General features: G+C 57.1%; 20 protein-coding genes. 6 read left to right on the plus strand and 14 right to left on the minus strand.

Annotation, left to right across the window (positions count from 1 at the left end; translation table 11 throughout):
* The first annotated feature begins 59 nt into the window (after nt 1-59).
* From dapD to ACJ5NV_RS10485, 3 genes are all read left to right on the plus strand, one after another.
* Complete coding sequence (gene dapD / locus ACJ5NV_RS10475) at nt 60-887, plus strand: 2,3,4,5-tetrahydropyridine-2,6-dicarboxylate N-succinyltransferase (RefSeq protein WP_411643630.1); 828 nt, start codon at nt 60-62, stop codon at nt 885-887.
* Entirely contained in the window at nt 888-1169 is a 282-nt protein-coding gene (locus ACJ5NV_RS10480) for a hypothetical protein (protein ID WP_411643631.1), read from the plus strand.
* A 97-nt stretch (nt 1170-1266) separates the two neighbouring features.
* Nucleotides 1267-1596 carry a hypothetical protein gene (locus ACJ5NV_RS10485; RefSeq protein ID WP_411643632.1) on the plus strand — a complete coding sequence of 110 codons (330 nt, stop codon included), beginning with the start codon at nt 1267-1269 and terminating at the stop codon, nt 1594-1596.
* A gap of 13 nt (nt 1597-1609) precedes the next feature.
* Here ACJ5NV_RS10485 and ACJ5NV_RS10490 read toward each other — a convergent pair whose 3' ends face one another.
* From ACJ5NV_RS10490 to ACJ5NV_RS10510, 5 genes are all read right to left on the minus strand, one after another.
* Nucleotides 1610-2341, minus strand: a complete 732-nt coding sequence (locus ACJ5NV_RS10490) for a peptidase (protein WP_411643633.1) — start codon at nt 2339-2341, stop codon at nt 1610-1612.
* A 45-nt stretch (nt 2342-2386) separates the two neighbouring features.
* Nucleotides 2387-3184, minus strand: a complete 798-nt coding sequence (locus ACJ5NV_RS10495) for a transglutaminase family protein (protein WP_411643634.1) — start codon at nt 3182-3184, stop codon at nt 2387-2389.
* Nucleotide 3185: 1 nt separating this feature from the next.
* Nucleotides 3186-4127: an alpha-E domain-containing protein gene (locus tag ACJ5NV_RS10500; protein ID WP_411643635.1), complete on the minus strand. Its 942-nt coding sequence runs from the start codon at nt 4125-4127 to the stop codon at nt 3186-3188.
* Nucleotides 4127-5551: a circularly permuted type 2 ATP-grasp protein gene (locus ACJ5NV_RS10505; RefSeq protein ID WP_411643636.1), complete on the minus strand. Its 1425-nt coding sequence runs from the start codon at nt 5549-5551 to the stop codon at nt 4127-4129. Before ACJ5NV_RS10505 ends, ACJ5NV_RS10500 begins: the two co-directional genes overlap by 1 nt.
* Before the next feature lie 347 nt (nt 5552-5898).
* Complete coding sequence (locus ACJ5NV_RS10510; RefSeq protein WP_411643637.1) at nt 5899-6444, minus strand: thioredoxin family protein; 546 nt, start codon at nt 6442-6444, stop codon at nt 5899-5901.
* Nucleotides 6445-6526: 82 nt separating this feature from the next.
* Between ACJ5NV_RS10510 and ACJ5NV_RS10515 the strand changes: the two genes are divergently transcribed.
* Nucleotides 6527-7372: an LOG family protein gene (locus ACJ5NV_RS10515; RefSeq protein ID WP_411643638.1), complete on the plus strand. Its 846-nt coding sequence runs from the start codon at nt 6527-6529 to the stop codon at nt 7370-7372.
* The gene (locus tag ACJ5NV_RS10520) at nt 7372-7893 is read left to right on the plus strand and encodes a gluconokinase (protein WP_411643639.1); all 522 of its coding nucleotides are present in this window, start codon (nt 7372-7374) and stop codon (nt 7891-7893) included. Before ACJ5NV_RS10515 ends, ACJ5NV_RS10520 begins: the two co-directional genes overlap by 1 nt.
* Here the strand turns inward: ACJ5NV_RS10520 and urtE are convergent.
* From urtE to urtA, 5 genes are all read right to left on the minus strand, one after another.
* Nucleotides 7856-8551, minus strand: coding sequence for an urea ABC transporter ATP-binding subunit UrtE (urtE, locus tag ACJ5NV_RS10525; protein WP_411643640.1), 696 nt, complete (start codon nt 8549-8551; stop codon nt 7856-7858). The genes ACJ5NV_RS10520 and urtE overlap by 38 nt on opposite strands.
* Nucleotides 8552-8553: 2 nt before the next feature.
* Nucleotides 8554-9294 (minus strand): urea ABC transporter ATP-binding protein UrtD, encoded by a 741-nt coding sequence (urtD, locus tag ACJ5NV_RS10530; protein WP_411643641.1) that lies wholly within the window; start codon nt 9292-9294, stop codon nt 8554-8556.
* Complete coding sequence (gene urtC / locus ACJ5NV_RS10535; protein ID WP_411643642.1) at nt 9291-10454, minus strand: urea ABC transporter permease subunit UrtC; 1164 nt, start codon at nt 10452-10454, stop codon at nt 9291-9293. Before urtC ends, urtD begins: the two co-directional genes overlap by 4 nt.
* Before the next feature lie 117 nt (nt 10455-10571).
* Nucleotides 10572-12509, minus strand: a complete 1938-nt coding sequence (gene urtB, locus ACJ5NV_RS10540; protein ID WP_411643643.1) for an urea ABC transporter permease subunit UrtB — start codon at nt 12507-12509, stop codon at nt 10572-10574.
* Nucleotides 12510-12561: 52 nt separating this feature from the next.
* Nucleotides 12562-13791: an urea ABC transporter substrate-binding protein gene (gene urtA, locus ACJ5NV_RS10545; protein WP_411643840.1), complete on the minus strand. Its 1230-nt coding sequence runs from the start codon at nt 13789-13791 to the stop codon at nt 12562-12564.
* A 541-nt stretch (nt 13792-14332) separates the two neighbouring features.
* On the opposite strand from urtA, the gene ACJ5NV_RS10550 reads away from it, so the two are divergent.
* Nucleotides 14333-18256: an ExeM/NucH family extracellular endonuclease gene (locus ACJ5NV_RS10550; RefSeq protein ID WP_411643644.1), complete on the plus strand. Its 3924-nt coding sequence runs from the start codon at nt 14333-14335 to the stop codon at nt 18254-18256.
* A 39-nt stretch (nt 18257-18295) separates the two neighbouring features.
* On the opposite strand, the gene ACJ5NV_RS10555 is transcribed toward ACJ5NV_RS10550, so the two are convergent.
* The 4 genes from ACJ5NV_RS10555 to ACJ5NV_RS10570 are packed head-to-tail and all read right to left on the minus strand — an operon-like array spanning nt 18296 to nt 22504.
* Nucleotides 18296-19075 (minus strand): hypothetical protein, encoded by a 780-nt coding sequence (locus ACJ5NV_RS10555; protein WP_411643645.1) that lies wholly within the window; start codon nt 19073-19075, stop codon nt 18296-18298.
* Between the two features lie 39 nt (nt 19076-19114).
* Nucleotides 19115-19510, minus strand: coding sequence for a hypothetical protein (locus ACJ5NV_RS10560; protein ID WP_411643646.1), 396 nt, complete (start codon nt 19508-19510; stop codon nt 19115-19117).
* 43 nt (nt 19511-19553) lie between these two features.
* On the minus strand, nt 19554-20420 hold the full coding sequence (locus ACJ5NV_RS10565; protein ID WP_411643647.1) for a dynamin family protein: 867 nt from the start codon (nt 20418-20420) through the stop codon (nt 19554-19556).
* 11 nt (nt 20421-20431) lie between these two features.
* On the minus strand, nt 20432-22504 hold the full coding sequence (locus ACJ5NV_RS10570; protein ID WP_411643648.1) for a dynamin family protein: 2073 nt from the start codon (nt 22502-22504) through the stop codon (nt 20432-20434).
* Between the last annotated feature and the right edge of the window lie 153 nt (nt 22505-22657).

The following is a 22657-nucleotide window of genomic DNA, read 5'->3' on the forward strand; positions in this document are numbered from 1 at the left end:
GTTGAAAGCGCGGGCCGCGCGGGGTATGACGCCTTCAAATCTGAATTTCGGAGGGGCCGATGTCCAACGCAGAACTTGAAACCGCTATCGAGGCCGCGTGGGATGCCCGCGACCAGATCACGCCCGCCACCACGGGCGAAACCCGTGACGCGATTGAAAACATGCTGAACGCGCTGGACAGCGGCTCCCTGCGCGTTGCTGAAAAGCAGGATGACGGCAGCTGGCATGTGAACCAATGGGCCAAGAAAGCCGTGCTGTTGGGTTTCCGTATCAAGGATATGGAGTTCCAGTCCGGCGGTCCGCAGGGCTCTGGCTGGTGGGACAAGGTTGATAGCAAATTCGCCGGCTGGGGTGATGAAGAATTCGGCGCGGCCGGGTTCCGCGCGGTCCCCAATGCAATTGTACGCAGATCAGCCTTTATCGCACCCGGCGTGGTGCTGATGCCGTCTTTTGTGAACCTCGGCGCGTATGTCGATACCGGCACAATGGTTGACACATGGGCCACCGTTGGGTCCTGCGCACAGATCGGCAAAAACGTACACCTTTCGGGTGGTGTTGGTATTGGTGGTGTTCTGGAGCCGATGCAGGCTGGCCCCACGATCATCGAGGATAACTGCTTTATCGGGGCGCGTTCCGAAGTGGTTGAAGGCTGCATCGTGCGCGAAGGCTCTGTCCTTGGGATGGGCGTCTTTATCGGCCAGTCCACCAAGATCGTTGATCGCGAAACCGGCGAGGTCATGTATGGTGAAGTGCCGCCTTATTCCGTGGTTGTTGCAGGCTCCATGCCCTCCAAAAATGGTGTGAACCTTTATTGTGCGGTCATCGTCAAACGGGTGGACGAGCGGACCCGGTCAAAGACCGGCATCAACGAATTGCTGCGTGACTAAGTGATCATCAGCCGCATTCTGGCAAAACGGCATATCGCGGCGGGGCGGCGCCCCTCGCGCCGTGCAGCGTGGGTGCCGGTACTGGTGGATTGCCTGCTGGTCGGGCTTCTTGCCATCGCGCTGTGGCAGCCCGCGCTGACCTTTGTTTATGTGATGGATTTTTCGCTGCCGGTGACGATCCTGTTTCTGTTCATCGTCATTTACCTGCCGGTCCAGTTGGTGATCATCGTATCAACCATCTGGGCCGTGCGGGCGCGTTGGGTGGGGCTGAACGACTCGTAACGCCTGAATGCTGGCAAGGCGCTATGTGATGGCATCACGCCGATTGACAAGCCCTGCAATCAATCCCATCCAAGAGCAGCGCAGCAAGGAGCATGACATGGCAAAGAACGCATCACGGCAGCAAGTCTACACCCTGCTGGTCGAGGTCGGGCGGAATGTGGGTGACGGGCTGCCCGAGGGGGCGAGTGGTGGCGCGCTGATGTGCTATGCCAGCGGCGTCGACGAGGCAGAAGCCGTGCGTGAAACTGTTGCGATCCTGAAACAGGCCGATCTGGCCCCGCTGGACGTGTCAGGATACGGCACGCTGGACGAACGGCTGGCCGAGGGGCACGATATTTCGGATGATGAGCGCGCGATGATGCAGCGCGCGCTGGAAGAAAACAGCGTCATCGTTGCGCAGATGACGCCGTTTTTTGACAAAGCCTAAGTGTTAAAGCGTTTCAAATCGTATAGCTGGGCAGCTGTCCGAACGCTTCTTTCAGGGCTTTGCCCCAGTCTTCGGAGATTGACTGGAAAATCTCATCCGTCGCTTCGATCCGCTTTGTCCGGTCAGAGCTAAAGGAATCATTGTCGTAGACTTCGACATCAAAGGGCAGGCCGACGCCCAGATTTGCCTTGATCGTGGAATCGAAGGAAATCAGTAGCAGTTTCAGCGCGTCATCAAAGCTAAGGTCGGGGTCATAGGTGCGTACCAGAATAGGCTTGCCGTATTTGGTTTCGCCGATCTGAAAATACGGCGTATCCTCTGTGATCTCGATAAAGTTGCCTTCGGGGTACACCAAAAAGATCGTCGGTTTTCCGCCAGCGATCTGGCCACCGACAATGACCGAGGCGCTGAATTGGTCCTGCGACAGCTGCTCACCCTCGCTGGAATCGACGATGACCTCTTTCAGGGTCCGCCCGACCAATCGAGCGACCTGAAACATCGTCTGTTCGCGCAGAATGCTGGGGTCGCGATCTTCTGCAGATTTGGACCGTTCCTCTAGCAGGCTGATCATCGCCTGTGTCGTGGCCAGATTGCCTGCGGTCATGATCGTGATTTTACGCTCTCCGGGGACAGTCCATGTGAACATTTTCCGGCTGACCGAGAAATTATCGACGCCCGCGCTTGTACGGGTATCGGACATGAACACCAATCCCCGGTTAATGCGCATACCTACGCAATATGTCATAGTGTTGAAACCTTTGTTGGGCCGTGATGGCCGCTTTGAGAATATCTATTGCTGCACTTGCAAATAAACAATCAAATCTTCGTCAGAATTCCCCATACGCATACCTGAAACAGGTGCCGCGTCGCGCGCATCGCGGCCAACGGCAATGCGCACGTATTTTTCGTCTGGCGCCACACCGTTTGAAATATCAAAACCCACCCATCCCAGCTCGGCGATATGGGCCTCGGCCCAGGCATGGCTGGCCTCTTGGTTGATCTGGCCATTTACCATCAGATAGCCGCTGACATAGCGGGCGGGCATGCCGATGTGCCGGGCGGCGGCCATGAAGATATGAGCGTGATCCTGACAGACCCCGGTGCCGATCTTCAGCGCTTCGGCTGCCGTGGTTTCTGCCTGGGTATTACCAACATGGTAAGGGCAAGCGTTCAGCACCGCGGCAGAAAGGGCGTGCAGACCCGCAAGGGTGGTTTCCGCCGCGCCGACCACTTTCGCCAGTTCCTGAATATGCGCATCCGCCGTTGTCATATGCGTCGATTGCAGAAAATGCCAAAGCGGCGCTCGCCCGTAGATATGCCCGAACACCCCCGCCGTATCGCGGGTGTGGACAATGCCCGATGCAGTCAATGTCAGCTTTTCAGCGCCGGGCGTGATGCTGACCAGATCTGTGTGATTGCCATAGTGATCCTGATAGCTGGCCTCGATCTTGCCGCCCTCGACCTGCATCTGCCAGTCCGACACGTCCTGCACAGCAGAGTTAAGCGGATGCAGACGCACCTTTTGCAGCCCGTAATCAACCGGCTGATCATAGCTGTATTCCGTCGTATGTCGGATCTTGATCTGCATGCTATTTGTTGAACCTGTAATCCTGTTCGATCTGGAAACCGAGCGTGGCGTTATCGCGGATCACCGATCCCAGAAATTCATGCAGCCCCTCATCGAAGATCGCATCAATATCCTTGTCCTTGATCCGCGCGCGCATCGATTCCGCCAGATCGTGGCACGGCATCCGGCAATTATACTCTGTTTCCAGATAGCTGAGGTTAGAGATGATCTCGGCCATGCAAAAGGACAGGGATCGCGGCATGCGCCGATCCATGATCAGAAAATTCGCAATGGCGGGTGCTGAAAATTCACCTTCTGACACCCAGCGGAAAGACCGGTGGGCAGAGACTGATCGCAGGATCGTTTCCCATTGCACATTGTCCATCCGGCTGCCGACGAATGACGGGGCGGGCAGCAGGGAATAGTATTTTACGTCAATGATCCGGGCGGTGTTGTCGATCCGTTCGATGAAGGTGCCGATGCGGCAAAAATCATAGATATCATTGCGCAGCATCGTCCCGTGAAGCGCGCCGCGCACCAGCGCAGATTGTCGGCGGATGGTGCCCAGCACATCGGGCAAGTCGACCTCTTCCACCGGGTTTTTGAGGATAGCGGATAGCAGCATCCATGTTTCATTGACGGCCACCCACACCTCTGACGTCAGCGCGGTCCGTACCAGCCGGGCGTTGTCGCGGGCTGATTTGATGGACGAATAGACCGATGATGGGTTTTCGGGATCGTTCAGAAGGTAGCTGATAACGCAAGGCGCATCATAGCGATCATGCTTGGCCTCGTAGGCGCTTTGCTCTGCCGAGGTGACGATCACGGATTTCCATTCGGCTTCGGTATCGGTCGACCGGGTCAGTGCGATCCGAAATCCGGCCTCGATCAGACGCGCGGTATTCTCTGCCCGCTCTAGCGAGCGGAACATCCAAAACAGGCCTCCTGCGGTTTTACCAAGCATCAGTCTTCCAATACCCAAGTGTCTTTGGTGCCGCCGCCTTGGCTAGAATTAACCACCAGGCTGCCCTCTTTCAGTGCAACACGGGTCAGCCCGCCGGGCGAGATCACGATCCCCTCTGGCGACACCTGTACAAAGGGGCGCAGGTCTACGTGGCGGGGGGCAAGACCCTGTTCAGTAAAGATCGGCACGGTGGACAGAGACAGGGTTGGTTGTGCGATGTAATTAGCCGGTCGCGCCTTCAGCTTCTCGGCGAAATCCGATAATTCCTGCTTGCTGGCGGCGGGACCAACCAACATGCCGTAGCCACCGGAACCGTGCACCTCTTTCACGACAAGATCAGCAAGATTATCCAGCACATATTGCAGCATCTGTGGCTCGGAACAGCGATAGGTTTCCACATTCTTCAGGATCGCCCGCTCACCCGTGTAGAATTCAACGATATCGGGCATATAGCTATAGATCGCTTTGTCGTCGGCCACACCGGTGCCGGGTGCATTGGCAATGGTGATATTGCCCGCGCGGTAAACATCCATAATCCCCGGCACACCCAGCATGGATTGCGGGTTGAACGTCAGCGGATCAAGGAAATCATCATCAACCCGCCGGTACAGCACGTCGATCACCTTGTAACCGCCTGTCGTGCGCATCGCGATATGACCATCAACAACGCGCAGATCGTGCCCTTCGACAAGCTCAACCCCCATTTGATCGGCCAGAAAGCTATGTTCGTAATAGGCTGAATTATGGATGCCGGGCGTCAGCACCGCCACGACAGGCCGGCCGGAGCAGGATCGCGGGGCAGAGGCCGCAAGCGACCGGCGCAGGTTCTTAGGGTAATCGCTGACCCGCTGCACCTTGATCCGGCTGAAGAGTTCAGGGAACATTTGCAGCATCGTCTCACGGTTTTCGAGCATATAGCTGACACCGGATGGGGTACGTGCGTTGTCTTCCAGCACAAAGAAATCATCTTCGCCGGTGCGCACGATATCGGTGCCCACGATATGGGTGTAGACGTCGCCCGGCGGGATGAACCCCATCATTTGCGGCAGAAACGCATCATTCTGGGAAATCAGCTCAATCGGGATCACGCCTGCCCGCAGGATTTCCTGCCGGTTGTAGATATCATGCAGAAAGGCGTTGATCGCCTGCACTCGCTGTTCAATCCCGCGCGATAGCTTTGTCCATTCGCGGCTGGACAGGATACGTGGCACCAGATCGAAGGGGATCAACCGCTCTTCGGCATCTGCCTGACCGTAGACATTAAAGGTGATGCCGGTCTGGCGAAAAAACGCCTCTGCCTGTTCGGCCTTGGTGGACAGGCGGGCGTTGTCCTGATCTGCAAACCAGCTCGCATAATGCTGATAAGGGTCGCGAATGCCCGACGCGGACTGCATTTCGCTGAAATGTATATCTTTCGAAGTCATGCATTAATCTTATGTCATTCGCGTCACAAAGCAATGCCAGGGGCCGATATGATCCTGTCCGCCCCCAACGCAGCTGCGCCGCAAAGGCCCGTTTGATGGGCGCCCAAAGGGCAGCATGCCCTGCCGCAAGACGGTTGTAGATGCAGCAGAACGCACATTTTTGAGCATGATTTTCAGGCAGCTCCGCAGGCGTCGTGCTCAGGTGCGTTACAGGGCGCGTTTATTTTTGACAATTCAGGAACCGGTGGCTTTGCAATGCGATCCCGTCACTGGCGAAAAAGATTATAGGGCCGTGCCCTATGCTGATGAAATTCTAAGCGAATTTGGGAGAGGCAAGCAATCGGCGCTTAGCGCCACTTGATCGAACAGCCCATCGACGGCACTTGGTCCTTTGGCCCGTGCCCGGTTTTGGCGACCATCTGCATCACGTTCAGCAATTCAGGCACGCGGATCGCCGGGTCTTTCATGCCTGCATCATCAATCCGGCCCCGATATTGCAGCCCGCCATCCCGGTCAAAGCCAAAGAAATCCGGCGTGCAAACCGCATCATAGGCGCGGGCCACTGTTTGGTCGGCATCCAGCAGATAAGGAGCGGGCAAGTCATGGGCGGCGGCAAAACGGGTCATATTTTCGGGGCTGTCAGCGGGGTAGGCGGCATAATCATTCGACATAATGCAGACCGCGCCGATCCCTGCGTTCTGCATCTGCCGGATGTCATCGGCCAGCCGGTCAATCACCGCGATCACATAAGGGCAGTGATTACAGATAAAGGCCACCAGAAGTCCGTTTTCGCCCATCAGGCTGTCGCGGCTATGCCGGTCACCTTGGGGCGTGGCCAATGTGAAATCAGGGGCCGCCCAGCCGAAATCGCAAACAGGTGTGTTCATCGCCATCGCAGTTCCTCCTCTGTTTGGTTATCAATTGCATCTTAAGGCCTAAAAAGCGACTTTGCGCTGATAGTAACAAGGACGGCAGATGACAGACGACCGCAAACACCAATTTAGAGACAGCCAGCAGGACCGCGAAGAGGCGCGCCAGATCCCGGATACGCCACAGACGCGCGCACCGTCCTATGCGCTTGCCTTTGCTGATGAAGACTTCCTGCTGCGCGAAGAATTGCGACCAGTGCGGTTGCAGCTGGAACTGCTCAAACCCGAAATGCTGATGAATGAGGCGGGGATCAATTCGACCATCGTTCTGTTTGGCGGTGCCCGGATTCCGGAACCTGCAAACAAAGACCAGGCCCGCACCGAAACGCTGGCTGAGTTGACGAAATATTATGACGAGGCGCGCAAATTTTCCCAGATTATGACAGCCAAATCGCTGGCCGGCGGCGGCAGTGATGATGTGATCGTCACCGGTGGTGGCCCCGGCGTGATGGAGGCAGGCAATCGCGGTGCTGCCGATGCGGGTGGACGGTCCATCGGGCTGAACATCGTGCTGCCGCATGAACAGGCCCCGAATGAATATGTCACCCCGGATCTGTGTTTCAATTTCCACTACTTCGGCATCCGTAAAATGCACTTTTTGATGCGCGCCTCTGCGGTCTGCGTCTTTCCCGGCGGCTTTGGCACGCTTGATGAAATGTTCGAAGCGCTGACACTGATCCAAACCGGTCGCATGGCGCAGGTACCCTTCCTGCTGTTCGGGCGGGCCTTTTGGGAAAAGATCATCAATTGGGATGCGCTGGCCGATGCGGGCACGATCTCGGATGCTGACTTGCAGCTTTTCCGCTTTGTCGAAACAGCAGAAGAGGCGGTGACTGCGCTGGAAAACTGGGAAGGCAAAGGGCAGAAGCGCGGGGTCATTCCGGGCCGCTGATGAAACCCGCGATCATGATCATGGGCGTTTCGGGCTGCGGCAAATCCAGCGTGGGGGCTGCACTGGCGGCCGCGCTGGGCGGCGCGTTTCTGGATGGCGATGATTACCATCCGCAATCCAATGTGGACCACATGGTCGCAGGCCAGCCGCTGACGGATGCCATGCGCTGGCCCTGGCTGGATCGTCTGGCGGCGGTGGTGACGGAACGACGCGGGCAGGATGTGACGGTTTTTGCCTGTTCCGCGCTCAAGCGTAGCTATCGTGACCATCTACGGGCCGGGATCGCGGATTTGCAGATTGTCTATCTTGATGCGCCCCAAGCACTGATCGCGGCGCGATTGGGACGGCGGCAGGGGCATTTCATGCCGCCAGCCTTGCTGGCCAGCCAATATGCCGCGCTGGAACCGCCGCTGCGGGCGATCCTCGTATCGGTCGATCAGCCGATTGCCGGGATCGTGGCGGCAGTAACGCCGCGGCTGTCGCTTACAGAGCCAGCTCCGCCAGCATCGCCTCTGCCGTGACGTCGGCCTTGTCGGCCCGACGTTTCACAGCACCACGTGTCATCACGACGAACCGATCCGCAAGACCGAAGGCGAAATCAAAATTCTGTTCGACCAGCACAATCGCCATATCGCCTTTTTCGCGCAGCAGGCTGATCGTGCGCCCGATCTGCTGGATGATATTGGGCTGAATGCCCTCGGTCGGTTCGTCCAACAGCAGGACCTTGGGCCGGGTGATCAGAGCGCGCGCAATGGCCAGTTGCTGCTGCTGCCCCCCCGATAAATCGCCACCGCGCCGGGCCTTCATATCCAGTAACACCGGGAACAGTTGGAAAATCTGATCAGGGATAAAGCGTTCTTCGCGCGGCAGGCAGGCAAAGGCGGTTTCCAGATTTTCCTGCACGCTCATCAGGGCAAAGATTTCGCGGCCCTGCGGCACATAGGCGATACCCGCGCGGGCGGCAGTAAAGGCGGTGGGGTGATCCAGCGCCTGACCGTTCACCGCCACCGCGCCATCACTATAAGGATGTCGCCCCGAAATCGCCTTGAGCAGGCTGGTCTTGCCCACGCCATTGGTGCCCATCACGGCAGTGACTTCACCAACGGCGGCGGTCAGGTCAATCCCATTCAGGATCTGGCTTTGCCCGTAATGCAGGGTCAGGTCTTCAACATTCAGCATTCTCAGCGCCCCAGATAAACATCAATCACGGTCTGGTTCGCAGTCACGTGATCCAGACTGCCCTCGGCCAGAACCGACCCTTCGTGCAGTACGGTGACCTTGCAATCCAACCGGCGGACAAATTCCATATCATGTTCCACCACGACCACAGCGCGGGTCTTGGCCGCGCGTTTGAGCAGGTCTGTCGTGTGTTCACGTTCCTGCGTGGTCATGCCTGCTGCTGGTTCATCGACCAGCAGCAATCGCGGGTCTTGGGCAAGTAACATGCCGATTTCCAGCCATTGTTTCTGGCCGTGGCTCAGCTCGCCCGCTTGTCGGGTCAGCGCATCGGTCAGCCCGACCTCTGCAGCGATTTCTTCGATCCGCGCACCACCATGTTTGGTCTTTTTGTAGAACAAGACGGAAAACGGTCCGCGCGGATTGCGCAGCGCCATGGCGAGGTTTTCGCGCACGGTCTGCGCCTCAAACACGGTTGGTTTCTGAAACTTGCGCCCGATCCCTTCCATTGCGATCTGGCTTTCGGACATCCCAAGAAGAGAGATATTCTTGTCGCCCCAAGTGACGCGGCCTTCATCCGGTTTGGTCTTGCCGGTGATGATATCCATGAATGTTGTCTTACCCGCACCGTTTGGTCCAATCACCGCGCGCAGTTCTGGCTCACCAATCTGGATGGACAGGTTGTTGATCGCACGGAACCCGTCAAAACTTACAGAAACGCCATCGACCTCTAGCAATGTGCTCATGATGGTTTCCTCACTAGATAGTCAAAGAGGCCGCCGATCCCTTTGGGAAAGAACAGGGTGACAGCAACAAAGGAAAAGCCAAGCAGGACCAGCCACCAATCTGTCCATTTAACGATGTAGAACCCCAATGGGATGGCCGGGGCGCCGCCGCCGGTGAACCAGCTGGACAGAAGCGACACAACCGCCGCCCCGATCACTGCACCATAAAGCCGCCCCCGCCCGCCGATCGCGACCCAGACGGCAAGGTAGATGGACGCGATGGGTGCGATTTCTGCCGGGTTGATGATCCCGGCCTGCGGATAATAAAGCGCCCCCGCGATACCTGCGACAATGGCCGTCAGGGTGAAGACGAAAAGCTTGTAGCTTTCCACGTGATAGCCAAGAAAGCGCACACGGGATTCATTATCGCGGATCGCTTTGATCACGCTGCCCATCTTGCCTGATACAACCCAGGCAAAAAGGATATAAGCCAGTGCCAGTGCCAGTGCAGAGGCATAAAAGAAGGCCAGCGAGATGGTGGATTGCGGTGAGTCCTCAAAGCCGGGAATATTCTGCAAGCCTGACAGCCCGTTATTACCGCGCAACCCGCTGTCATTCTGGAACAGATAAAGCGCCAGGGCGAGCGTCATCGCTTGGGTCAGGATGGACAGGTAGACCCCCGTGACCCGGCTGCGAAAAGCCAGCCAGCCAAAGACCAGCGCCAGCAGCCCGGGGATCAGAACCACCATGAGCAGTTGCAGGAACAGGCTGTCGGCAAAGGCCCAGATCAGCGGAAAGTCAGAGCTGCCGACCACGCCGAAAATCTGATTGCCAATGGCGTCAGTGATTTCCTGCGTTGTGGGCGGGATCGTCTGAGTGGCAAGGCTTTCTGTCACGATCCGCTCTGTCCGCGCATACATCAGCCACATGCCGATGGCGTATCCGCCGATGCCAAAAAAGGCAAAATGTCCCAGACTGAGGATGCCACAATAACCCCAGACCACATCCATCGCGATGGCGATCAGGCAAAGGCAGAGCGTCTTGCCCAGCGTTTTGACGAAAGAGGTGGAGATGATGCCCATGCCTGCCTCGGACAGGACGGTGACGCCCAGTGTGAAAAGCCCCAGAGCGAGCAGGAACCAAAGGATCGACGGGTTTCGGGCGATGAAGCTGTTATTCATGCGGGTGTCTCATTGTGAAAGAGGTTTTGCGCCGCGCTGTGCGCGCCGCCACGCTGAGGGGGCTTTGCCCCCTCAGACACCCCCAGAATATTTTTGGCCAAAAGAAGATACATCGGTTCAATCCGCAGCCGCCCGACCTTTGAGTGCGACAATGCCTCGGGGTCGGAACTGGATAAACAGGATGATAAACAGGATCATATAGGTCTGTGCGGCCAATGTGTTCGACGGGTTCAGCCATTCGATGCCCTTTTGCAGGAAGCCAATCAGCGACGCCCCGGCCAGCGTGCCCCAGACATTGCCGACGCCGCCTACGACCACGGTCATAAAGCTTTGCACGATGTAATCGGCACCCATTTCCGACGTCACCTTGGCATAAAGCCCGATGGCCACGCCCGCGATGCCTGCGATGCCGGATCCCAGCCCAAAGGTCAGCATGTTGATCTTGTCAGGGTTGATCCCCATGGACGCCGCCATTCCGGGGTTTTGGGTCACGGCCCGGACCTCTAGCCCCAATCGCGTGCGTTTTAGCACAAAGAGGATCAGGCAAAGGAAGATCAGCGCGAGGATGAAGATCGCTATGCGAATATAGCTGATTTGCACCACGTCACTAAAGACCAGCGCCCCGTCCAGCCACTCTGGCGCGGTCAATGGGCGGGCCTGCGTGCCAAAGATGTTTTTGGCCAGTTGTTGCAGCGCGATGGAGATGCCGAAAGTGGCCAGCAGCGTTTCCAGCGGGCGATGGTACAGGTGACGGATAACCAGCCGTTCCATCGTGACGCCCGCACCAAAGGTGATCGCAAAGGCCAAGGGCAGGGCGATGATGATCGACAGCGTGTAATCGGGTATAAAAAGCTGCACCACATAGCCGGTATAGGCCCCCATCATGATGAATTCACCATGGGCCATGTTGATAACCCCCATCACGCCAAAGGTGATCGCCAACCCGATTGCCGCCAGAAAATAGATCGAGGCGAGTGAAAGCGCATCAAGCCCCAGATCGGCAGCCTGCCCCACCGCCACGCGGGTTTCGACCGAGGCGAGCGCCTGCTCTGCAGCGTTTGTGATGGCGGGGTTTTCTTCGTCATAGGTTTCGAAAAAGACGAAGTGCGCCAGTGTTGCGTCGCGGTCGGCCTCTGTCACCAATGGCGGGACCGTGCCAGCGGCAGCAAGGTTCGCGTAGGCCGCTGCGCGGGCTGTATCGGTGTTCAATTGGGCGACGGGAACGCCGCCCACGCGTCCTGCGATGATGTTCGCTTCGAGAGATGTGCGGATCGTAGTGGCGGTCGTGCGTGGCGGTGCCAGATCAGCGGCGACAAGCAGCGCATAGGCGTCGTCCTTTGAAATCGTGTCACCCGGGGTCAAGACCCCGGCCACGTTAACATCGGTCGGAATATCTTCGGCAATCGCAGCGCTGGTGGACAGGATCTGGTTCAGCACTGCGCGGGCCTCTACGCTGGTATCGGTCGACAGGCTATTGATCGCCGCGATCCGGTCAGCGTCGTTTTCAGCAAAGCTGGCCGAGAGGAAGTTGGCGAGCTGGATTTTGCGCGCCTTCAGGGCGGCGTCAGGTTCATCCGCGACAGAGGCGAGAAGCGGCGCAAGCTGGCTGGCCTCTGGCCTGCGTGCGATGGCGGCGATGGCGGTTTGCCGTCTGGCGAGATCAGGATCGGTCAGTTGGAACTGGACCAGCGCGGTGCCGATCACACGGCGCACACCGCCATTTGGTTTCAACTGGGTGAAATCAGCCACCGGCGCGCTGCTTTCCGCATCCGTATCAACATCGCGCAGCGCAAGCGTGTTACTATTCTTTGTCGCAATGAAAAACAGCCCGTCAGCATCGCGCTGCCAGACAGATTTATCCTGCCATTGCTCAAGAAAGACAGGCACCTGAGGCAGGCCGGATGCGACAAGGGCGTCCAGTGCTGTCCCGACCGTTTGCCGCCCGGGAGAGGCGATTTCATCGGCGTGGGTTTGCAGCAGGTTTTGCAGATCCTGCGCTTGGGCAGCCGGGGCAAGCCCGATCAACAGGGCGCAGAGGGTAAGGATGCGATGCATGGGAATTCCGGTTCGGGGGCCGGGTGCGCCGTGATGCACCCGGCGGGCCGTTTTAGTAGTTAGAGGTCAGCTGGACGCATGTCTCGGTCTCGGTGTTGTACATACCGCAGCCAAGGTCTTTCCAATCCGACATCAGCACAGCGCTTTCAGGCAGGAAGTCGGTCCAGGCGTCGCCTGCGACTTCTTCGGTCTGGCTGATGATGTCGAACTGGCCATCGGCCTGAATTTCACCGATCAGCACCGGCTTGGCCAGATGATGGTTCGGCAGCATCACGGCAGTACCGCCGGTCAGGTTCGGGAATTCCTGCCCGTACATCGCTGTACGCACGGCGTCCACATCGGTGGTTTCGGCATCCGTCACCGCGTTTACCCACATGTTGAAGCCGATATAATGGGCCTCCATCGGGTCGTTGGTGACACGATCTTCACCCGCGAAAGCTTTCCATGCTGCGATAAAGTCAGCATTCGCATCGCCTTCTGCGGATTGGAAATAATTCCACGCCGCCAGATGTCCAACCAGATTGGATGTATCAAGGCCAGAAAGCTCTTCTTCACCGACAGAGAAGGCGACGACAGGAATGTCATCGGCAGACACACCAGCGGCGGCCAGTTCCTTGTAGAAACCGATATTTGCGTCGCCATTGATGGTGGAGATCACACCCACCTGCTTGCCATCTTCGCCCAATGCGACCACGTCAGCCACGATTGTGGCCCAGTCGGAGTGACCAAAGGGGGTGTAGTTCACAAAGATATCTTCTTCGGCGATGCCGTTATCCTGCAGATAGCTTTCCAAGATGTTGTTTGTGGTGCGGGGATAAACGTAATCAGTGCCCAGCAGCGCGAATTTTTCGACACCCAGCTCTTCAAGGAAGTAATCTGTGGCCGGAATGGCCTGCTGGTTCGGGGCGGCCCCGGTGTAGAAGACGTTTTTCGAGCTTTCCTCGCCCTCGTACTGAACCGGATAGAACAGCAGGCCGTTCAATTCCTCGATCACAGGCAGGACAGATTTCCGCGAGACGGAAGTCCAGTTGCCAAAGATCACGTCCACCTCATGCACGGTCAGCAGCTCACGCGCTTTTTCTGCAAAAAGTGGCCAGTCAGAGGCAGGGTCCACGACCACGGCTTCAAGCTGACACCCCAGAAGGCCGCCCGCTGCATTTTGCTGTTCGATCAGCATCAACATGGCATCTTTCAGCGTCGTTTCCGAAATCGCCATAGAACCGGAAAGAGAGTGCAGCACGCCGACCTTGATCGGATCGGCACAATCTTGTGCGGTAACCATGGTTGTGCTGGCCAGTAGAGTAGCGAAAACAGACGCACTCAGTGATTTGATATTGGTCATCTTTACAATGTCCCCCTGTCGTTGCTGCGGTGCCCTGTGCAGGGGCGCGGCCGGATGATATCAGGACCCCGCAACAGTGATGTTGTAGTCGTGCAAGGGGCGGATTCTGCCAGGAAGAACCCCTTGCGCGGCGATTGATGTCTCAATGGACGGTCTATGGGTAATTGCCGCAACGCAGCGAGTCTCTTGCTGCGCGCTCAAAATTGAGGCGAAATAGTTAACTTGTGCGTTTTCGGGCTAATTTGCGGGCATCTGCATGTAAATTAATCATTTTACTAAGATTGATCCCTCTGTGCGTGCGTATGCGCAATGATGCCCGGTAGGGTGGTGTGTTCTTTCCTTTGCAAGAACCGGCGAATTCCCGCCACTTAGGGGGTAAAACCAGTGCTCGCGCAAAAGATGAGTAATGCGTTTCCTGCAATACTCCTGATACAATTCTCCTACAGATAGAAAATGAATTCTAATGGTTGGGGGAAATCAAATGAGTTTTCATCGTACAAGCTTTCTTTTCGGCACCTGGGGTGACGACGTATTGACGGGCACCGCAGGGCGCGACGTTGTTTTCGGCTTTTGGGGCAATGACACGATTTCGACTGGTGCAGGTGATGACATCATCTTTGCGGGCTGGGGAAATGATGTGATTGCAGGTGGCGCAGGCAGCGACACGATCAGCGGTGGCCGTGGTTTTGATACTGTAACCTATGCAGGCAGCATTGCCGCATACGATATTTCGATTGGCACCGGCTGGTTCGGTCAGACGACCGTCAGCACAGCAGGGGATACTGATCGGCTCACAGGGGTTGAGGCGCTGTATTTCGCGGCAGAGGACTACACCTTGTTTCTGGACGGTACGAATAACGCTGTCCTTGCGGCTGACGACGCGCGCTCGTTCGAAGAAGGCAACGAAAACACTCTGGCTGCCATCAACACGCTGTTTCTTCTGTCGAACGATCAGGAATTCGATGGCGACACGATGACTGTCACGGCTGTCTCAGCGACGAGCACAGCAGGGGTCGCGGTATCGTTGAGCGGCCAAACAATTACCTATGAAATCGGCGATTTCTTCGACAGCCTGGGAGAAGGTGAAATCGCTACTGATACCTTTACCTATACCGTCGATGACGGCAAAGGCGGCACGGATACGGCCACGGTAACACTCACCATAACGGGCAAGAATGATGCGCCGACACTGACGGCAAGCAGCGTCACGATCAACGAAAACACCACGATCATCGCCGCAGACATCAGCGCCACGGATGTGGACAGCGATACGCTGACTTATAGCATCAATGGTGCGGATGCCGCGCTGTTCAACATTGACGCGATGACTGGGGCGCTGACCTTCATCAATGCGCCCGACTTTGAAGCCCCTGACGATGCGGATGGGGATAACGTCTATGACGTTACGATCTCTGTCAGCGATGGTGCCCTGAGCGCGAGCGAGGATATCACCGTCACGGTTGCCGATGTGGATGAAACCCCGGCGTTTGAGGCGCGGATCAACGAATTCCACTATGACAACGCTGGCGATGATGTGGGCGAGTTTATTGAAATTCGGGTCAATGCCGGGGCCGATATCTCGGGTGTTGTGGTTGAGCTTTATAACGGCAATGGCGGCGCGGTTTATGATACGCTGACCCTGATGGACGATGCGGTGCTGGGTACGGGCAGCGACAGCCAGTACGACTATTACGTGATCAACCTGCCTGTGAACGGCCTGCAAAACGGCTCACCTGACGGAATCGCGCTGTCAAATGACGGCGCACTGATCGAATTCCTTAGTTATGAGGGCAGCTTCACCGGAGCGGGCGGCACTGCCAACGGGGTGACCTCTACAGATATCGGCGTGTCTGAGCCGAATGACACCGCCATCGGTGACAGCCTGCAACGCAATGATGACGGCACATGGGCCGAAGCGGCCCCCAATACCTCTGGCGCGGCAAATGACACTGGCGGGACGACATCCGCGCGGATCAATGAATTTCACTACGATGATGTCAGTACCGATGACGGCGAGTTCATCGAAATCCGGGTGAACACCGGCGAAGATGTCAGCGGGCTGAGCGTCGACCTTTATAACGGCAATGGCGGCGCCTCTTACGAAACCCTGTCTGTCAGCGACGGCGTCATGACCTCGGACGGCACCTATGATTACTACGTGCTTGAGGCCGGGGTGACCCCCGGCTTTGGCAGCATCCAGAACGGCCCGGACGGGATCGCCCTGTCCGATAACGGCACGGTCGTCGAATTCATCAGCTATGAGGGCGAAATCACCGCAACTAATGGGCCCGCAGCGGGCCTGACCTCGACCGATATCGGCGTCGGGGAAACAAACAGCACACCCGAAGGGCAATCGCTGCAGATCGATGCAAACGGCAACTGGGTTGGGCCGATCGACGAAACAAAAGGGGCGGCGAATGAACCTGTCATCACCCCGGGCGAAGACCGGCTGATCAGCGAAATCCAGGGCAACGGCGATGCTTCAACCTTGCAAGGTCAGACCGTGAATGTAGAGGCTGTCGTCACACATATTGTCTCGAACGGCTATTACCTGATGGAAGAAGACGCCGACCAAGACGGCGATGCATCCACCTCCGAAGGCGTCTTTGTTTTCACCGGCAGCGCGCCCACGGTCAGCGTAGGCAACCTTGTCGCCATCACGGGCGAAGTCGAGGAATTCTTTGGCCAGACCCAGATCACTAATGTCAGCGCGACGGTGGTGATCGCGGCACTGGTTGCCACGCCCACGGCGGCGCAGATCACCCTGTCGCCCAACGCCGCCCCCGATTACGAGGCGGTCGAAGGCATGTTGGTCAACGTCACCAGCGGCACGCCTGACCCGCTGACCGTGATCGAGAACTTTAACTTTGATCGCTTCGGTCAGCTTGTCATCAGCGCAGGCGTGCAGGTCCAGCCAACCCAGATTTACGACGCCCAGACCGAAGCCGCCGAAATCGCCGACCTGCAAGAGCAGAACGCAAACAACCGGCTGATCCTTGATGACGGCGACGGATCGCAGAACCCTGACCAGTTCGAATTCGTTCCGGGCGGCCCGGGGGATAACGGCAACGGCTATCTGGACAGCGGTGATGATTTCAGTGACGGCGGATCGACTATCCGGCTGGGGACGGAACTGACCGACGGGGTCGAAGGCGTGATGTCCTTTGCCTTTGGCGACTACCAGCTTGTCGTGACTGAAACGCTGGATATCGACGAAAGCACCAATTCCGGCGCGCGGCAGGATACGCCCGACGATGTGGGCGGCACACTACAGGTCGCCAGCGTCAACGTGCTGAATTACTTCTCGACTATCGATGTTCCCGGTGCTGGCTCCGGCCCCGGCAACCTTGATCCACGCGGCGCAGATACGCCCGATGAACTGCTGCGCCAGACCGAAAAACTGGTCGCCGCGATCACCGGAACAGAGGCCGAAGTCTTTGCCCTGCAAGAGATCGAAAACGGTGGCTTTGGCCCCGACTCTGCGATCCAGACCTTGGCCGATGCTTTGAATGTCGAAGCGGCGCTGACAGGCTCGGGCGCAAATTACGCCGTGGCCGATCCAACCACAGATGCAGGTTTCATCGGGACAGACGCCATCACCACGGGCATCATCTATGACGCCAACGCGGTCACGCTGCTGCATAGCGATTACATCACCTATACCGAATCTTCTGCCGCGACGACATTCTCGCTGGCCGAAGTGCTGCACCCCTTCGTATCCTCAAGCGATCGGATTGGTGATTTTCAGCGCAACCGCCCCTCTGTCGCCGCAACCTTTGAAGACAACGCAACGGGTGAGACCTTCACCGTTGTATCGTCTCACTTCAAATCAAAAGGCGACAGCAACCTGCAAGACCTTGCCGAGGCGGCTCAGGCCTACCTAGACGGGGGGGGCATGGGCATCACCCAGGCAGATATCGACGCGTTGATCAACGATCCCAACTACGATCAGGGCAATGGGCAAGGTTACTGGAATCAGGTCCGGCTGGATGCGGCAATCGAACTGAACGACTGGATCGAGAGCACCTACAACGGCGGCGGCGCAACAAACTACGTTCTGCTGGGCGATCTGAACGCCTATGCAGAGGAAGACGCGGTGCAGTATCTGGACGATGATGCAGGGCTGAATGACCTGATCGACGATTTCATCGGTCAGGACGATGCCTATAGTTTCGTCTTTGACGGGCAGCGCGGCACGCTGGATCAGGGGCTGGCGGATGACGTCTTTGCTGATTTTGTCACTGGCGTGACCGAATGGCATATCAACGCGGATGAACCGGACCTGATTGGGTACGATACATCCTTCACTAATCCCGATTTCTACAATGATGGGGTCTATGGTGCATCCGACCACGATCCGTTGATCATCGGTCTGGACTTTGGCAGTGGACTGTTATCAGCCTGACAAAAGGGGCGCGGTGGGTTCTTCTCCCGCGCCTTTGCCTCAGCCTGTGATCGCGTACCAAGAGGCGATGATCGCGCCGATATCGGCGACCTCATAGGCAAAAACACAGGTTTCAACCCCGATATAGGCAATGGCAATCGCCGCGCCGCTTTCTGCCGCGCCTTCGACACAGACCAGCATCGGATCGGTTTGCGTGCCAACCAACGCCTTGTGACGCTTGCGAAATGCAGCGGCCTGATCGTTCAAAACGGTCTGCAACAGCGCTGTATTGCCCTGCTCTTCCACAAGGCTCCGACGAGAGGTCCACATATACGCCGACATATGGGCGACATTGGCCCGAAGAAAGCGCTGCATCGGCGGGGCAGGTTGGGCATCACGGTCGATGTTCCAGAAATCGGCCAGACCTGCAGCAGAGATCCCAGCATCCGCGCTACCACCCAGCGGGCGCGGCGGCAGGTTGCGCACCGTGACGCGGGTCGCGGCAACGCAAAGCAAGGTTAGCATATCACCTGCGGCATGCACGATTTCAGGCTCTTCACGAGCAAAGGGTTTGCCAATGACATTGGCCGCCTCTGGCAGATTGCCCGAAACCTCAGCAATGCCACGCAACCTGCGGCCGGCGACCACCATGCTCAGGTTCACGTCATCAATGCCGAACAGCAATGTGCGTTCCAGCACTGTGTTGTCGATTTCGTTCAGAATGGCGACGAGCGCGGGTGGATCACCCCCCTGAGAGATAACCCGGGCACCGGCAATATATACCTCGTCCTCTGCAATCAGCGCAGCAAGCTTATTTGCCAAGGCCGTCATATCAGTCACTACGTTAATCCTACCTCAGTCATTCTCTACTCTACGCGATTAACCACCGCTGCTGATCTTATCAAGACAGGGGCGGGCATCTTCAAGAAACGTATCGATATCCAGACCTGCGCTACACACACAGCACAGCACATCTGTCGGTTCATGGCTGGCGCGCAGGAAAATCTTGATTTCGCCTTTCCCGGCGACGATGGCAGCCCCCCCGGGCTTTTGTCCAAAGGGGACTTTTTTGTCAGTCCCCAGCGCCAAAGCAGCCTCAGAGCAAAGCTTGTCCAACGCTTCGCGCCGCAGCTGGGTTGTCGTGTTGGTCACAAGGATCATCTGGGTCGACAGATCGGCAAAGGCAAGCGTCTCGCATTCCGCGAATTTGCCTTCCAGCGTGTCTAGCGCTTCCATCACCATGATTACACCGCCCTTAGTTGCGTGGTCATCCACTGACTACGGCAAAAAAAGGCTGGGTGGAAGCGGTCTTCCGACGTTAGCTGTCGCGTAAGATTGGGGAATTGACCGCGCTGGCGTCTGCTGCGGGACGTTCACGCTCTGCCTTGTCGCCTGCTAACGGACGCTGAACACGCCGGGGGGCCACGGCGCGGGCGACCGGGGCCGGAACGCCATCTGCATAGTTATACAAAGGTTTATCCGTCCGGGCCGCGATTTTCGTCAGCTCGTCGATCATCTCGATCATGTGATTGACAAAGGGGCCTGCACCGCTGGCATCCCATTTGTCATAATCTTCGCCTGCCTCAAGTGCGTGTAGCAGCGAAATCGGGAAAGTTCCGCCAAACATGCCTTCGGTCTCGCGGCGGACGCGTTTGAAAACACGGCGACGGTCCTTGTCGGTCGTCAGCTTATCGAAACGGGTGATCAGCAGAATCGAATTTTCGCGGACGGCGTCGGGCATCGAATCCCAGACGGCAGCCTCTGACTGACGCCAGGCCTGGGTCGCATGGGTGCACCAGATCACAGCGTCCACTTCGGTCAGCATACGTTCCCACACTTCGGACGACATGTTCGGGTCAGAAATGCCCGGAAAATCGATCAAATCGCACACGTCCAGAATATCGGCTTCCATGAACAGACGAATGACGCGGGTTTCTTCGACCGGGATGCCTTCCAATTGGGTCAGCGATACGGGTTCGGTCGAGCCATCGATATCTACGCGGTAAGGCGCGTCGGTTCCAAAGGAAATCCAAACCGGCGACAGGCGTGTCGCCGTGACTTTTTCCGGCAGAGGGCGGGCACCCATCAAGAGGTTGGACAGTGTGCTTTTTCCCGCACTGAATTCACCCATCAGCGCGATGCGTGGTTTGCGCGGGCCACCTGCGGCGGCGGTCTGATCACTCATAGAGTTGTTCCTTAAGCTTCAGCAGGTACGTTGTCGCTAAGCTCTTCGAAGATATAATCGAACAGCTCTTCGCGTTCCTGCTGCGCAGTAATCCCGAAAATGTCTTCTAAATCGTCAACATTCACACTGGATTTTTCGCTGATATCGGTCAGGAAGCCACGCTGCTCTGCCAAAAAGTCGCGCAATTCGCGCTCGGCCATGCCGCGGATATCCTCCGCTTGCCGGACCTTTAGCTCATCAACGATAGGCGCTGTTTCCGCTTCGATCAAATCATAGAAACCGCTGGCAAATGCACGATAGCCCTTGCGGCGTTTCCACCAGCCCTTCCACCATGACGTTTGAAGATCCAGCGCAATTGTCTTGCCCAATTGGACTGGCGCCGGGATTTCGGGCGATGCCGGTGGTGTAATCGCAAAGTTTTCAACCTGAACACCAAAGGCAGACCGATAGGTATCGGCCAGATCCTGTGCCGCACTGTTGAACACCTGATCACAGGCAGAGGCCACATTGCGGCGCATTACCTGGTAGCTGGTACGCAGCAGCATACGCAGACCATCGGGGCTATATTGCCATACCTCATCTTCACCATTGTTTTCCAGATGCTGAAGCAAGGATTCAAGCGCACGATCCAAGAACCGCTTGTGGGACTGATCTACACGCGATCCGAACTGCTGAAAAACAATGTCCAACCGGTCATTAAGATATTTCAGGTTATCCGTCTCAAGCGTTTCCAGATGTCGCATCAGCTCGTGAGGCGGCATGACCTGCGCCTGTTCGCCATCCAACCGCATCGATACCATCGAGTTAGAGGCACGGACGCCGCCCACAAGGTTCAATGCGCGCTTGCGCGAGGCGCTTAGCACCTCTGCGCCGGGACCTTCGGCAATCCGCTCGGACAGGGCACGGTACAGCTGCGGAACGCCCGACAGATGCCAGACAAGCTCGTTGCTTTCCATGCCGGCTGTATCAGCGTCCAATGATGCCTCTGCCCAGTTGAACATCGCTTCTGCGCTTTCAGACACGATATCGTTCAGGTTCTCGGACAGGGCGATATTGGCCCAATAGGCACTGCCGAAAATCAGCTCAGGCTGTTCCGGGCCGTTGTTGTCGGCAAGAGTCTGCAAAATGCTGTCGCGGATTTCCGGCACTTGCTCGCCCGGGTTCGACAATTCATCGATCCGGTTCACAAAGATGATGACCTCACGGGATTTCACATTCGCGATCAGGCGGATCAGCCCCATATCCATCGACGTCAGCGCCTGATGGGCAGAGAGCACCACAACACAGATACGGCTATCACGCAGGGCGTTAATCGTGATCTGCTCGCGCATCATGAACGTATCGTTCACGCCGGGCGTGTCACGCAGGCACAGGGGCATCGGAATTGCATCTGCCTTCAGATACAGATCGGCGGATTTGGTAATATCGGCGAATTGACCCTGCTGGTCCTCTTCTTCCATATCCTCGAAATCATCGCCCATGCAGACATAGCGCTGCACAAGATCATCGTTCAGTTCCGCATAACTATGTTTCTGGCCCAGCAGCAGTTCGAATTTGCGGCCAAGGCGCGCTTTGGTCTTGTCGCGCATTTCGGCAATTTGCACGCGCACCTTTTCCAGCTCTTCATCGGCACCGGCACGGGCGGACAGTTCGCCAATGCGGCCACCGTTTTCGACCAGATGGTCCCATTCACCTTGGCTAAAAAACTGGAACGTTGCAGTCGGGGCATCAACCGGCAGTGGCGCGTTCAGGTGCAGCGACGTCACAACCGAGGTCCACGGGTTCACATCGGCAGGCAGCAGATCGGGACGGCCAACCATTGCATTCACAAGTGACGTCTTGCCCGATTTGATCTGGCCGATCATCGTGATGCTCGGCTCGAACATGCGCAGTTGCTTGATGAGCTTACCGGCCTTCTTCTCAGCCTCGGAGCCGCCAAGCTTCACCACATCCGCAAGGGTCGCTTCAAGATCAGTGACTTCGTCATGGAATGCCTCAAGCTTTTCCAGACCAAGCCGCATGAAAGGGTGGTGCGCTGCAGGGACTTTGTACCCATCCCCTTTTGTCAGCTCTTCCATCTTCATTCTTGTTCGTCCTCAATCAACCGTATTGGCACCACCATTAGCAGTTGTTCGCCGCTTCGCCAAATCACGACACCACTACTGATTTTATTGCGCTAATGGAAACAGAGTAGCGCGGCAAAAATATGGCGAAAACTTTAACAACCCCTTGGCAAG

The organism is Loktanella agnita, from assembly GCF_046640325.1.
Taxonomy (GTDB): domain Bacteria; phylum Pseudomonadota; class Alphaproteobacteria; order Rhodobacterales; family Rhodobacteraceae; genus Yoonia; species Yoonia agnita.